14 protein-coding genes are annotated in these 12686 nt (G+C 72.2%); 12 read left to right on the top strand and 2 right to left on the bottom strand.

Annotated features, from left to right (window positions below):
* Positions 1 to 330 precede the first annotated feature (330 nt).
* From AB0950_RS31835 to AB0950_RS31805, 7 genes are all read left to right on the top strand, one after another.
* On the top strand, positions 331 to 1464 hold the full coding sequence (locus tag AB0950_RS31835) for a ParA family protein (RefSeq protein WP_360158853.1): 1134 nt from the start codon (positions 331 to 333) through the stop codon (positions 1462 to 1464).
* Positions 1449 to 2009 (top strand): hypothetical protein, encoded by a 561-nt coding sequence (locus AB0950_RS31830; RefSeq protein WP_360576079.1) that lies wholly within the window; start codon positions 1449 to 1451, stop codon positions 2007 to 2009. Before AB0950_RS31835 ends, AB0950_RS31830 begins: the two co-directional genes overlap by 16 nt.
* An 18-nt stretch (positions 2010 to 2027) precedes the next feature.
* Positions 2028 to 3308 (top strand): segregation/condensation protein A, encoded by a 1281-nt coding sequence (locus tag AB0950_RS31825; protein ID WP_366779955.1) that lies wholly within the window; start codon positions 2028 to 2030, stop codon positions 3306 to 3308.
* Positions 3305 to 3952, top strand: coding sequence for an SMC-Scp complex subunit ScpB (gene scpB, locus AB0950_RS31820; RefSeq protein ID WP_360158862.1), 648 nt, complete (start codon positions 3305 to 3307; stop codon positions 3950 to 3952). Before AB0950_RS31825 ends, scpB begins: the two co-directional genes overlap by 4 nt.
* Before the next feature lie 12 nt (positions 3953 to 3964).
* The gene (locus AB0950_RS31815) at positions 3965 to 5026 is read left to right on the top strand and encodes a pseudouridine synthase (RefSeq protein WP_360158865.1); all 1062 of its coding nucleotides are present in this window, start codon (positions 3965 to 3967) and stop codon (positions 5024 to 5026) included.
* 64 nt (positions 5027 to 5090) lie between these two features.
* On the top strand, positions 5091 to 6098 hold the full coding sequence (locus tag AB0950_RS31810) for an ADP-ribosylglycohydrolase family protein (RefSeq protein WP_366779954.1): 1008 nt from the start codon (positions 5091 to 5093) through the stop codon (positions 6096 to 6098).
* A gap of 4 nt (positions 6099 to 6102) precedes the next feature.
* Positions 6103 to 6852, top strand: a complete 750-nt coding sequence (locus AB0950_RS31805) for a nucleotidyltransferase domain-containing protein (RefSeq protein WP_360576085.1) — start codon at positions 6103 to 6105, stop codon at positions 6850 to 6852.
* A gap of 32 nt (positions 6853 to 6884) precedes the next feature.
* On the opposite strand, the gene AB0950_RS31800 is transcribed toward AB0950_RS31805, so the two are convergent.
* Positions 6885 to 7586: a nucleotidyltransferase domain-containing protein gene (locus AB0950_RS31800; protein WP_360576087.1), complete on the bottom strand. Its 702-nt coding sequence runs from the start codon at positions 7584 to 7586 to the stop codon at positions 6885 to 6887.
* A gap of 22 nt (positions 7587 to 7608) precedes the next feature.
* Entirely contained in the window at positions 7609 to 8037 is a 429-nt protein-coding gene (locus tag AB0950_RS31795) for a Rieske (2Fe-2S) protein (RefSeq protein WP_360576089.1), read from the bottom strand.
* Between the two features lie 153 nt (positions 8038 to 8190).
* On the opposite strand from AB0950_RS31795, the gene aroH reads away from it, so the two are divergent.
* From aroH to der, 5 genes are all read left to right on the top strand, one after another.
* Positions 8191 to 8553: a chorismate mutase gene (gene aroH, locus AB0950_RS31790; RefSeq protein WP_360158880.1), complete on the top strand. Its 363-nt coding sequence runs from the start codon at positions 8191 to 8193 to the stop codon at positions 8551 to 8553.
* Positions 8550 to 9635, top strand: coding sequence for a prephenate dehydrogenase (locus AB0950_RS31785; protein WP_360158883.1), 1086 nt, complete (start codon positions 8550 to 8552; stop codon positions 9633 to 9635). The genes aroH and AB0950_RS31785 overlap by 4 nt, the downstream gene beginning before the upstream one ends.
* Positions 9636 to 9751: 116 nt before the next feature.
* Entirely contained in the window at positions 9752 to 10447 is a 696-nt protein-coding gene (cmk, locus tag AB0950_RS31780) for a (d)CMP kinase (RefSeq protein WP_360158886.1), read from the top strand.
* Positions 10448 to 10500: 53 nt separating this feature from the next.
* Positions 10501 to 11100: a lysophospholipid acyltransferase family protein gene (locus tag AB0950_RS31775; protein ID WP_366779964.1), complete on the top strand. Its 600-nt coding sequence runs from the start codon at positions 10501 to 10503 to the stop codon at positions 11098 to 11100.
* 67 nt (positions 11101 to 11167) lie between these two features.
* On the top strand, positions 11168 to 12652 hold the full coding sequence (gene der / locus AB0950_RS31770) for a ribosome biogenesis GTPase Der (RefSeq protein ID WP_366779953.1): 1485 nt from the start codon (positions 11168 to 11170) through the stop codon (positions 12650 to 12652).
* Positions 12653 to 12686: the final 34 nt, after the last annotated feature.

The raw sequence follows: 12686 nt of genomic DNA, 5'->3' as shown, positions 1-12686 counted from the left end.
GGACCTTGCCCGACAAGGTCCGGCCGGATGTGTGTATGGTCACTTTGCGACTCTCGGTCAACTCGCCTCGAACGCAACCCTTCGACCGATTCGTACACCGGTGAAACCTGCTGTGCGACGGCCGTACGCCCTTGACAGCGAGATGTTTCATTGCCGACACATCCTGCCGGGTCCGGCGGATTGTGTTGCTGCGGACCGCCGACACGCCATAGAGTCGCCAACCGTCGGCATGGTGCCACGCTGACCTTGTCTAGAAGTTTCCTGGTCACCAAGGAGGTAAGACGACTTGTGAATGAGTCGACATTTTCTCCCGGGGGTGGTCAACCAGGAATGCCTGCACGGGGCCGGGGCCCCGCGGGATTCGAGGCTGTCGGCTCCGTAGCTGTGCGCACCTTCGCAGCCCACCAGAGTCCGGGACCGCAGACCGCCCGGACAGCACACCAGAGCATGGATGGCCATCACGTGAACGCCATGGCCGGCGACGGAAGTGGCGCGCCCCACAACCACTTCGCCGACTACGACGAACTGCCCGAGGGGCACTTCTACGACCCCGACGCCGAGTACGAGCCCGATCCCGAGTACGCGGCCACGCTCGCGCCCGACGCGGCCCGCCAGCGCCGTGAGCGCATCGGTCCGACCGGACGCCCGCTGCCGTACTTCCCGATCCCGGGCCCGCTGACCGACCACGGCCCCGCGAAGATCATCGCGATGTGCAACCAGAAGGGCGGCGTCGGCAAGACGACGTCGACCATCAACCTGGGCGCCGCGCTCGCGGAGTACGGCCGGCGCGTGCTGCTCGTGGACTTCGACCCGCAGGGCGCGCTGTCGGTGGGTCTCGGCGTCAACCCCATGGAACTCGACCTGACGGTCTACAACCTGCTCATGGAGCGGGGCATGTCCGCCGACGAGGTCCTGCTGAAGACGGCGGTCCCCAACATGGACCTGCTGCCCTCCAACATCGACCTGTCGGCGGCCGAGGTCCAGCTGGTCTCCGAGGTCGCCCGCGAGTCGACGCTGCAGCGCGCCCTGAAGCCGCTGATGCCCGACTACGACTACATCGTGATCGACTGCCAGCCCTCGCTCGGCCTGCTGACCGTCAACGCCCTGACGGCCGCTCACAAGGTGATCGTGCCGCTGGAGTGCGAGTTCTTCGCCCTGCGCGGTGTGGCCCTGCTGACCGAGACCATCGAGAAGGTCCAGGAGCGGCTCAACCCCGAGCTGGAACTGGACGGCATCCTCGCCACGATGTACGACTCGCGCACGGTGCACAGCCGTGAGGTCCTGGCGCGTGTGGTCGAGGCGTTCGACGACCACGTCTACCACACGGTCATCGGCCGCACGGTCCGCTTCCCGGAGACCACGGTCGCCGGTGAGCCGATCACCACCTACGCCTCCAACTCCGTCGGTGCCGCCGCCTACCGCCAGCTCGCCAGGGAGGTGCTCGCCCGGTGTCACGCCGAGTGAGTCTGCCCGGGGCCGACGAACTCTTCCGTACGACAGGAGGGATGGCGCTTCAGCCGTCGACTCCCCGGCGGGCGGCGGGCGGTGAGGCCCGGGTGCCGGCGCCGGCGGGGGAGAGCGACGACGTGGCCGCCGGCGAGGACGCGCCGCAGTCGGTGCCGGTCCAGGGCGGTGACGGCGAGGGCGCCGAGCACGTCGCGGCGGAGGCCGAGCAGGACGGGACCGGCGAGTCCCGCACCCGCCCGGCGCGCCGGCAGACGGCGCAGGAAGCCTCCGGCGCGCCCTCCGCCACCGCGCAGCCGCGCAAGCGCGGGCGGGCGGCGGCACGGCGGCCCAGCGGGCGCGAACGGCACGACGAGAAGATCACGGTCTATGTGTCGGCCGAGGAGCTGATGGACCTGGAGCACGCGCGTCTGGTGCTCCGCGGCGAGCACGGTCTCGCCGTCGACCGCGGGCGGATCGTCCGCGAGGCGGTGGCCGTGGTCCTGGCCGACCTGGAGTCCCGCGGGGACGCGAGCATCCTCGTACGGCGGCTGCGCGGGCGGTAGGGGTAGCCTGCGGGGGCCATGACCTCGAACGACCATCCCGATCCCGGCGCACCGGCCGGTCGTCGGCGTGCGCTGGGCAGGGGGCCGGGGGCTTCGCGGGCGGAACCGGCCGAGAACGGCCCCGCATCGGCCGCGGCATCCACGGCGTCGGCCGGTCCGGCCGGGGAAAGCCCGCCGGTCACGGAGCCCGAGTCGAAGCCGGCCGTGTCGCTGGGGCAGGGGCCGAAGACCGAAGAGGAACGCGCCCCGCGGGCCGGTGGCGAGGCCGAGCGGCGTGCCGAGCGAGGGCCGGCCGCCGGGGCCGCATCGGATCGGTGGACCGGGTCCGAGCAGCAGCCGGCCGAGCCGGCGCCGGATCCGGGGAGTGAACTCGCGCGGCCGGCGATGCCGGCACAGGCGTCCCCCAGCGAGACCGGGCCGTCGCCCGTCGCCGCCGGTCGGGAGTCCGCGGAGCCGGCCGCACCCGAAGCCCCCGCGGAACCCCCTGCCGACGGTGTCTTCAAGGTCCGCCTGTCGAACTTCGAGGGCCCCTTCGACCTGCTCCTGCAGCTGATCTCCAAGCACAAGCTGGACGTCACCGAAGTCGCCCTCTCCAAGGTCACCGACGAGTTCATGGCGCACATCCGGGCCATGGGACCCGACTGGGACCTGGACCAGACGACCGAGTTCCTCGTCGTCGCCGCCACCCTCCTCGACCTCAAGGCGGCCCGGCTGCTGCCCGCCGCCGAGGTGGAGGACGAGGCCGACCTGGCGCTGCTGGAGGCGCGGGACCTGCTGTTCGCGCGACTGCTGCAGTACCGGGCGTACAAGCAGATCGCGGACATCTTCAACGCCCGTCTCGACGACGAGGCCCGCCGGTGGCCCCGTACCGTCGGCCTGGAACCGCACCACGCCGAGCTGCTGCCCGAGGTGGTCATCAGCATCGGCCCCGAGGGGTTCGCCAGGCTCGCGGTCAAGGCGATGCAGCCCAGGCCGAAGCCGCAGATGTACGTCGACCACATCCACGCTCCGCTGGTCAGCGTGCAGGAGCAGGCCGGGATCGTGATGGCCCGGCTGAAGGAGCTGGGCGAGGCCAGCTTCCGGGCGCTGATCGAGGACACCGAGGACACCCTGACCGTCGTGGCCCGGTTCCTCGCCCTGCTGGAGCTGTACCGCGAGAAGGCCGTCGCCCTGGAGCAGGAGGCCGCGCTCGGGGAGCTGCTCGTGCGCTGGACCGGCGGCGACGCCGACACGGCGCCTATGGTCACCGACGAGTTCGACCGCCCGCCCGAGCGGCCCGAGGAGGAGAAGAAGGCATGAGCGAGACCACCGAGCTGCCCCCGGGGCTGCGCGGCGTCGCCGATCTCGGCCTCAAGCCCGCCCTGGAGGCGATGCTCATGGTCGTGGACGAGCCCGCGACCGAGGAGCACCTGGCCAGGCTGCTGGAGCGGCCGAGACGGCAGGTCGCGGACGCGCTGCGGGAGCTGGCCGACGAGTACACCGTGCAGGGCCGCGGCTTCGAGCTGCGGTTCGTCGCGGGCGGCTGGCGCTTCTACACCCGCGCCGAGTACGCGCCCGCCGTCGAGCGGCTCGTCCTGGACGGCCAGACCGCCCGGCTCACCCAGGCCGCGCTGGAGACCCTCGCAGTGGTGGCCTACCGCCAGCCGGTCAGCCGCAGCCGGGTCTCCGCGGTGCGCGGAGTGAACTGCGACGGTGTCATGCGCACCCTCCTGCAGCGGGGTCTGGTCGAGGAGGCGGGCACGGAACCCGAAACAGGTGCGATCCTGTACAGGACGACGAACTACTTCCTGGAGCGGATGGGCCTGCGCGGCCTGGACGAGCTTCCGGAGCTCGCGCCCTTCCTCCCGGAGGCGGAGGCGATCGAGGCCGAGACCCAGGAAGGAGTTCCGTCGTTCGACCCGGACGCGCCCGACGCGCCCGGTGCAGAGGACGCAGACGACTAAGACGGAACTTTGATGCGAAGCAGCGGCAGCGGCAAGAGTGGCGGACGCGGTAACTACCGCGGCGCCGGCAACAACCGGGACGAGCGGCAGGGGCAGGGCCGTCCCCGCAAGCCCCGCCCCGAGGAGCGCCGCTACGACGTGGGCCCCGGCGCCACCAAGGACGGCCCCAAGGCCGGGCGCGGCGGCGCGGCCCGCGGCGGCCCCAAGGGCGGCCCGAAGAAGCCCCAGCAGCCCGGCCGTACGGCCCCGGCGCGCCCGCGCGAGTACGAGGCGCAGGTCGAGGAGCGCAACCGGCAGCGGTACGCCGGCAAGGAGGACGTCAAGCTGCCCAAGACCTTCCCCGGCGCCGAGCAGGAGGGCGAGCGGCTGCAGAAGGTCCTCGCCCGGGCCGGCTACGGCTCGCGGCGGGCCTGCGAGGAGCTGATCGAGCAGGCGCGGGTCGAGGTCAACGGCGAGATCGTGCTGGAGCAGGGCCGCCGGGTGGACCCCGAGAAGGACGAGATCAAGGTCGACGGCCTGACGGTCGCCACGCAGTCGTACCAGTTCTTCTCGCTGAACAAGCCCGCCGGCGTCGTCTCCACCATGGAGGACCCGGAGGGCCGCCAGTGCCTCGGTGACTACGTCACCAACCGCGAGACGCGGCTCTTCCACGTCGGCCGGCTGGACACCGAGACCGAGGGCGTCATCCTGCTCACCAACCACGGCGAGCTGGCGCACCGGCTCACCCACCCCAGGTACGGCGTGAGGAAGACCTATCTCGCGCACATCGTCGGCCCGATCCCGCGGGACCTCGGCAAGCGCCTGAAGGACGGCATCCAGCTGGAGGACGGGTACGCGCGCGCGGACCACTTCCGGGTCGTGGAGCAGACCGGCAAGAACTACCTGGTCGAGGTGACCCTGCACGAGGGCCGCAAGCACATCGTGCGGCGCATGCTGGCGGAGGCCGGCTTCCCGGTGGACAAGCTGGTGCGCACCGCCTTCGGCCCGATCACCCTCGGCGACCAGAAGTCGGGCTGGCTGCGGCGCCTGTCCAACACCGAGGTCGGGATGCTGATGAAGGAAGTCGACCTCTAAAGCGCCTTGCCGTGATCGCCATCCCCCTTTATTGTCATGGTGACGATAAAGGGGGATGGCGCATATGCCCAAGCAGCCGGCGCCCGGAGCACTCATCGGCCTCGCCCTCGGGGACGCCCTCGGCTTCCCGACCGAGTTCAACGACGTGCCCTCGATCCTCGCCAAGTGCGGGCCCTGGCGGCAGATGGAGCTGCCCGGGAAGGCCTTCGTGTCCGACGACACCCAGATGACCCTCGCCCTCGGGCGAGCCCTGCGCACGGCCATGGAGCGCGGGCCCCTCACGCCGGAGCGTCTGGAGCCGCCCCTGCGCGAGGAGTTCGTGGACTGGTACCGGTCGCCGGAGAACAACCGGGCGCCGGGCAACACCTGCCTGACCGCGTGCGGCCTGCTGGCGGACGAGGGCATGGCCTGGCAGGACGCCAGCCGGATCGGCTCCAAGGGCTGCGGCGCCAACATGCGCGTCGCCCCGATCGGGCTCGCCCCCGGCCTGAGCGACGAACAGCGCTCCGGCGCCGCCCAGTTGCAGTCCGCGCTCACCCACGGCCACCCCACCGCGCTGGCCGCCTCCGACCTCACCGCCCACGCCGTCCACCTGCTCGCCCAGGGAACCGACCCGGCCGGGCTCGTCGGACGGCTGCGCTCCTACGCCCTCGACCACCGCACCTTCTACGACCACACCTGGCTCGGCGACCTGTGGACCCGCTCCCAGGACCCCACCCCCGAGCACTTCGCCGCGCGCGGCTGGGACGAGTGCCTGGCCGTCCTCGACCGGCTCCAACAGGCCGTGCGCACCGTCTCCCCGGAGACCGACCCGTGCCTGGCCACCGGCGCCGGATGGATCGCCGAGGAGGCCCTCGCCACCGGGCTGCTGTGCTTCCTGCTCTTCCCCGACGAGCCCGTCACCGCGCTGCGCCGCGCCGCCTGCTCCTCCGGCGACTCCGACTCCATCGCCTGCCTCACCGGCGCCTTCGCGGGCGCCTGGCTGGGCGCCGAGGCCTGGCCCGCCGACTGGGCCGAGCGGATCGAGTACCGGGGCGGCCTGTCGGCACTGGGAGCGCTCTGGGACGCTTAGGCCCATGATCGACGACCTCGACATCGACCTGAGGACCGTGGTCGCGGAACAGCCCGACCCCCTGCTGTTCGCGACCGTCTCCGGAGCCCATCTGTACGGCTTCCCCTCGCAGGACTCGGACGTGGACCTGCGCGGCGTCCATCTGCTCCCGGCGGCCGACCTCGTCGGGCTGCGCGAGCCGGAGGAGACCCGCTCCCGGGCCTGGGTGCGCTACGGCGTCGAACTGGACCTCGTCACCCACGACCTGCGCAAGTTCGTACGGCTGCTGCTCCGCCGCAACGGCTATGTGCTGGAGCAGCTGCTCTCGCCGCTGGTCGTGCACACCGGTGAGGCCCACCGGGAGCTGGCCGCGCTCGCCCCCGGCGTCCTCACCAGCCACCACGCCCACCACTACCGCGGGTTCGCGGTGACCCAGTGGCGGCTGTTCGAGAAGACCGGTGAACTCAAGCCGCTGCTCTACACGTTCCGGGTGCTGCTCACCGGCATCCACCTCATGCGCAGCGGCGAGGTGCAGGCCCATCTGCCCACCCTGCTGGACACCGTCGGCGCTCCCGCGTACGTGCCCGAGCTGATAGCCGCCAAGCGCGCACGTGAGCACGGGACCGCCGACGTCGACCACGCGCGCGTGGAGGCCGACGTGGAGCGCCTGCACGCCGTGCTCGACGAGGCGCAGGCCGCCTCCGCCCTGCCCGACGCGCCCAGCGCCCACGACGCCCTGCACGACTTCGTGGTCCGGGTCCGGCTGGAGAGCTGACCGCGCGGCGCCGGGGGGTGTCCGCCGTACGCCTAGAGCACCGGCGGGGCCGGCCGGAGCGCCGAGGCCCGGCGGGTGCGGAACAGGAAGTCGGCCACGCGCGCCTCGTCCGGCTCGGGCGCAAGGGGGCTGCGGCGCAGGGCCTGCTCCGTCTCCGCGCCCAGCCGGGCCATCCACGCCTCCACCCCGGCCCAGGAGACCTCGCCCCGCTTCACCGCGAGCAGCGGCTCGCGCTGGTCGCCGACGTCGATCCGCAGCTCGCCGGTGCGCAGCAGGTCGCGGGCGCTCATCAGCAGGCGCAGCAGATGCATGGCGTGCTTCCAGCGCGGGGCGCCCGTGGCGCGGACGTCGGCGTCCAGCTTCCTGCGCTGGCCGAGGGCATACCGGGTGAACGTGTCGTGGGCCCGGCGGGAGAGGAAGGCGCCGCGCAGGGACAGCAGTTCCCGGCCGGTGTCGTCCATGTGCTCCACCAGCGGGGAGTGCAGGCACTCCAGGATGTTCGGGTTGCCGCGCAGCGCCAGTTCGCAGAACCGCTCCAGCTCCCAGGAGAACTGCTCCTCGCCCGGCCCCTCCACATTCGTCGGCGGCTTCTCGAACCGCCAGAACAGGGCGGTGGGGGCGAGGAACACACCCCGCCGGTCGGTGTCGCTCGTGTCCGTCGCCAGACCGAAGGCCCGGGACCCCATGACACAGGCGTAGACGGTGTGGTCGCGTACCAGGGTCTCGGGCTGCATGCCCGGAGCGTACGACGCTCCCTCAGGTCAGTTTGATCGAATTTCCCTGCACCTTGATCGACTTGGGAGGCAGTGGCCGGGTCGCCGGGCCGTGCGCCACCGAGCCGTCGGCGATGCGGAACCTGCTGCCGTGGCAGGGGCAGTCGATCGTGCCGCCCGCGACCCTGTTCACCGTGCAGCCCTGGTGGGTGCAGATCGCCGAGAAGGCCCTGAAGTCGCCCTTCTCCGGCTGGGTGACGACCACCTTCTGGTCCTTGAAGACCTTGCCGCCGCCCTCCGGGATGTCACTGGTCTTGCCCAGATCCCCGCCGCTCTTGACGCCGCTGCCGCTCTCCGTGGTGCTGGTGCTGGCGCCACCGCTCTTGTTGCTGCCGCATGCCGCGACGGGCACGGCGAGCGCCACCGCCGCACCGGTCACCAGAACCGTGCGCCGCCTCACGTCCTCGGTCACTGCCGCCTCCGTACATCTGTCGATATATGAAGAAGTCCATACAAAGGTCTGCCTGCATCGTCTCAGCGATCGGGCGCCGCGCATCTCGGGCGCGCGGGCTGACTACGCTTAACGGACCAGGAACAGATCCGCATGTCAGCAGGGAGCAGCGCCGTGGCGGTACGAGCGGTCCGGGGGGCCGTCCAGCTCGAACGGGACGAGGCCGGGCACATGGACGAGCAGGTCGGCGCCCTGATCACCGCCGTCCTGGAGCGGAACGGGCTGAGCACCGACGACCTGATCAGCATCTGGTTCACGGCCACCCCCGACCTGCACAGCGACTTCCCGGCGGCCGCCGCCCGCAAGCTCGGCATCGTCGACGTCCCCCTGATCTGCGCCCAGGAACTGGACATCGAGGGCGCCATGCCCCGCGTCGTACGCCTCCTCGCGCACATCGAGTCGGACCGGCCCCGCGCCGAGATCAACCACGTCTACCTGGGCGCCGCGGCCGCCCTGCGCAAGGACATCGCCCAGTGAGAACCGCCCTCGTCATCGGCACCGGCCTGATCGGCACCTCCGCCGCCCTGGCCCTGACGCAGCGCGGGGTCACCGTCCACCTCGCCGACCACGACCCCGAGCAGGCCCGTACGGCCGCGGCGCTGGGCGCCGGCACCGACGAGGCGCCCGGGGGCCCGGTCGACCTGGCGATCGTGGCCGCCCCGCCCGCCCATGTGGCCGGCGTCCTCGCCGACGCCCTGCGCCGGGGAGTGGCCCGCGGCTACGCCGACGTGGCCAGCGTCAAGGGCGGCCCGCGCCGCGAGCTGGAGGCGCTCGGCCTCGACCTGTCGGCGTACATCGGCACCCATCCCATGTCCGGGCGGGAGAAGTCCGGCCCGCTGGCCGCGACCGCCGACCTCTTCGAGGGCCGCCCGTGGGTGCTCACCCCGACCCGGGACACCGACACCGAGGTGCTGAACCTCGCCCTGGAGCTGGTCTCCCACTGCCGGGCGGTGCCGGTCGTCATGGACGCCGACGCCCACGACCGCGCCGTCGCCCTCGTCTCCCACATGCCCCACCTGGTGTCCAGCATGGTCGCGGCCCGCCTGGAGCACGCCGAGGAGGCCGCCGTACGGCTGTGCGGGCAGGGCATCCGGGACGTGACCCGGATCGCCGCCTCCGACCCGCGCATGTGGATCGACATCCTCTCAGCGAACCCTGGCCCGGTCGCCGACCTGCTCTCCGACGTCGCCGCCGACCTCGGGGAGACCGTCGAGGCCCTGCGCGCCCTGCAGTCCTCCGACGAGGCCAAGCGGCGCGAGGGCAGCGCCGGCATCGAGGACGTGCTGCGCCGCGGGAACGCGGGCCAGGTGCGGGTACCCGGCAAGCACGGGTCCGCGCCGCGCGTGTACGAGACCGTCGCCGTCCTCATCGACGACCAGCCCGGCCAGCTGGCCCGCATCTTCGCCGACGCGGGACGGGCCGGGGTCAACATCGAGGACGTGCGGATCGAGCACGCCACCGGACAGCAGGCGGGTCTGGTGCAGCTCATGGTCGAGCCGAAGGCGGCGCCGGTGCTCACGGAGGCGCTGCGGGAGCGGGGCTGGGCGCTGCGCCAGTAGGGCGGCCGGTGACGCGGGCGCACGCGTCCGGACGAGTGACCCGTACCCAGTAACCTTGTGCAGGGCGCTCTCGCCCCCTCGCACCCGCCCGCACCGCACCAGGAAGGTGTCCCTCCGTGGAAAACGGCGCCGCCCCGTCCGCCAAGCCCGTGATCGTCGCGATCGACGGTCCCTCCGGCACGGGCAAGTCGAGCACGTCGAAGGCCGTCGCCGCGCAGCTCGGCCTGAGCTACCTGGACACCGGCGCCCAGTACCGGGCGATCACCTGGTGGATGGTGAACAACGGCATCGACCTGGAGGACCCGTCCGCCATCGCCGCCGTCGCGGGCAAGCCGGAGATCGTCTCCGGCACCGACCCGGCGCACCCGACCATCACGGTCGACGGCGTGGACGTGGCCGGCCCGATCCGCACCCAGGAGGTCACCTCCAAGGTCAGCGCGGTCAGCGCGGTGCCCGAGGTGCGCTCCCGGATCACCGAGCTGCAGCGCTCGATCGCCGCCGGCACCGCGCGGGGCATCGTGGTCGAGGGCCGTGACATCGGTACGACGGTCCTGCCGGACGCCGACCTGAAGATCTTCCTCACCGCCTCCCCGGAGGCCCGCGCGGCCCGCCGCAGCGGCGAGCTGAAGGGCGCCGACCTGCACGCCACCCGCGAGGCGCTGATCAAGCGGGACGCGGCCGACTCCTCCCGCAAGACCTCGCCCCTCGCCAAGGCCGACGACGCGGTCGAGGTGGACACCACCGAGCTCACCCTCGCCCAGGTCATCGAGTGCGTCGTCACCCTGGTCGAGGAGAAGCGGGCCGGGAAGTGAGCCTGCCTTCCGTCAGGGGCGCCGAGGTCGGGCGGCGCATCGGCGTCGGCCTGATGCACGGGCTGTTCCGGCCGCGGGTGCTCGGCGCCTGGAAGGTGCCCGCCACCGGCCCGGTGATCTTCGCCGTCAACCACTCCCACAACATCGACGGCCCCATGGTCATGGGCGTGGCGCCCCGGCCGACGCACTTCCTGATCAAGAAGGAGGCGTTCGTCGGCCCCCTGGACCCCTTCCTGACCGGCATCGGCCAGCTGAAGGTGGACCGCTCGTCCGCCGACCGGGCCGCGGTCAGCCAGGCGCTCGGTGTGCTGGAGAACGGCGGAGTGCTGGGCATCTTCCCGGAGGGCACCCGGGGCGAGGGCGACTTCGCCTCGCTGCGCGCCGGGCTGGCCTACTTCGCGGTCCGCAGCGGGGCGCCGATCGTGCCCATCGCGGTCCTGGGAAGCGCGGAGCGGCCCGGACGGTTGATAAAGGCGCTGCCCCCGCTGCGCTCCCGCATCGACGTCGTCTTCGGCGACCCCTTCGACGCGGGCGACGGCAGCGGGCGGCGTACGCGCCGGGCGCTGGACGAGGCGACCGAGCGCATCCAGAAGCAGCTCACCAGCCACCTGGAAAACGCCAGGCGCCTCACCGGGCGCCGGGGCGACACTTGAGTAGTGGATCAGCCCATGCGGGGCTTTTCCACCGATCACCACGAATGAACGACGAGGTACGGACTTCATGAACGACGACATCCAGCCCGGCGACTCGGCTGAGCACGAGTACGACCACGGGGCTCTCGGCGACGCCGAGTACGCGGAGTTCATGGAGCTCGCCGCGGAAGAGGGCTTCGACATCGAGGACGTCGAGGGCGCCATCGAGGCGGCGGGCCACGGCCCGCTGCCCGTGCTCGCCGTCGTCGGCCGCCCCAATGTCGGCAAGTCGACCCTGGTCAACCGGATCATCGGCCGCCGCGAGGCGGTCGTCGAGGACCGGCCGGGCGTCACCCGCGACCGCGTCACCTACGAGGCCGAGTGGGCCGGCCGCCGCTTCAAGGTCGTCGACACCGGCGGCTGGGAGCAGGACGTCCTCGGCATCGACGCCTCCGTGGCCGCGCAGGCCGAGTACGCGATCGAGGCCGCCGACGCGGTCGTCTTCGTCGTGGACGCCAAGGTCGGCGCGACCGACACCGACGAAGCGGTCGTCCGGCTGCTGCGCAAGGCCGGCAAGCCGGTCGTGCTGTGCGCCAACAAGGTCGACGGGCCGAGCGGCGAGGCCGACGCGGCCTACCTGTGGAGCCTCGGCCTCGGCGAGCCGCACCCCGTCTCCGCGCTGCACGGCCGCGGCACCGGCGACATGCTCGACGCCGTCCTGGAGGTGCTGCCGGACGCGCCGCGCGAGACCTTCGGCGGCGCCGGCATCGGCGGCCCGCGCCGCATCGCCCTGATCGGCCGCCCGAACGTCGGCAAGTCCTCGCTGCTGAACAAGGTGGCCGGCGAGGAGCGCGTCGTCGTCAACGAACTGGCGGGCACCACCCGCGACCCGGTCGACGAGATCATCGAACTCGGCGGCACGACCTGGAAGTTCGTGGACACCGCCGGCATCCGCAAGCGCGTCCACCTCCAGCAGGGCGCCGACTACTACGCCTCGCTGCGCACGGCCGCCGCCGTGGAGAAGGCCGAGGTCGCGGTCGTCCTGATCGACGCCTCCGAGAACATCTCCGTGCAGGACCAGCGGATCATCACCATGGCCGTCGAGGCGGGCCGCGCGCTGGTCATCGCCTACAACAAGTGGGACACCCTCGACGAGGAGCGCCGCTACTACCTGGAGCGGGAGATCGAGACCGAGCTGGGCCAGGTCGCCTGGGCCCCGCGGGTGAACGTCTCGGCGCGCACCGGCCGGCACATGGAGAAGCTGGTCCCGGCGATCGAGACCGCCCTCGCCGGCTGGGAGACCCGCGTCCCCACCGGCCGGCTCAACGCCTTCCTCGGCGAGCTGGTCTCCGCCCACCCGCACCCGATCCGGGGCGGCAAGCAGCCGCGCATCCTGTTCGGCACCCAGGCCGGCACCAAGCCCCCGCGGTTCGTCCTGTTCGCCTCCGGCTTCATCGAGGCGGGCTACCGGCGCTTCATCGAGCGCCGCCTGCGCGAGGAGTTCGGCTTCGAGGGCACCCCGATCCACATCTCGGTGCGGGTGCGCGAGAAGCGCGGCGCGAAGAAGAAGTGACGCCGGTACGACGTGAAGGGCGGCGCCTGGTCCT

It is taken from the genome of Streptomyces sp. NPDC007189 (assembly GCF_040703635.1).
In the GTDB taxonomy this organism is placed as follows: domain Bacteria; phylum Actinomycetota; class Actinomycetes; order Streptomycetales; family Streptomycetaceae; genus Streptomyces.
The sequence above is the reverse complement of the archived record's forward strand: the minus strand, read 5'-3'. Positions and strand labels throughout refer to the sequence as shown.

What these genes read in the sequence shown, in the direction of transcription:
- AB0950_RS31835 (WP_360158853.1), top strand. Translation starts at nt 331, where the DNA reads ATGCCTGCACGGGGCCGGGGCCCCGCGGGATTCGAGGCTGTCGGCTCC.
- AB0950_RS31825 (WP_366779955.1), top strand. Translation starts at nt 2,028, where the DNA reads ATGACCTCGAACGACCATCCCGATCCCGGCGCACCGGCCGGTCGTCGG.
- scpB (WP_360158862.1), top strand. Translation starts at nt 3,305, where the DNA reads ATGAGCGAGACCACCGAGCTGCCCCCGGGGCTGCGCGGCGTCGCCGAT.
- AB0950_RS31815 (WP_360158865.1), top strand. Translation starts at nt 3,965, where the DNA reads ATGCGAAGCAGCGGCAGCGGCAAGAGTGGCGGACGCGGTAACTACCGC.
- AB0950_RS31810 (WP_366779954.1), top strand. Translation starts at nt 5,091, where the DNA reads ATGCCCAAGCAGCCGGCGCCCGGAGCACTCATCGGCCTCGCCCTCGGG.
- AB0950_RS31805 (WP_360576085.1), top strand. Translation starts at nt 6,103, where the DNA reads ATGATCGACGACCTCGACATCGACCTGAGGACCGTGGTCGCGGAACAG.
- AB0950_RS31800 (WP_360576087.1), bottom strand. Translation starts at nt 7,586, where the DNA reads ATGCAGCCCGAGACCCTGGTACGCGACCACACCGTCTACGCCTGTGTC.
- AB0950_RS31775 (WP_366779964.1), top strand. Translation starts at nt 10,501, where the DNA reads ATGCACGGGCTGTTCCGGCCGCGGGTGCTCGGCGCCTGGAAGGTGCCC.
- der (WP_366779953.1), top strand. Translation starts at nt 11,168, where the DNA reads ATGAACGACGACATCCAGCCCGGCGACTCGGCTGAGCACGAGTACGAC.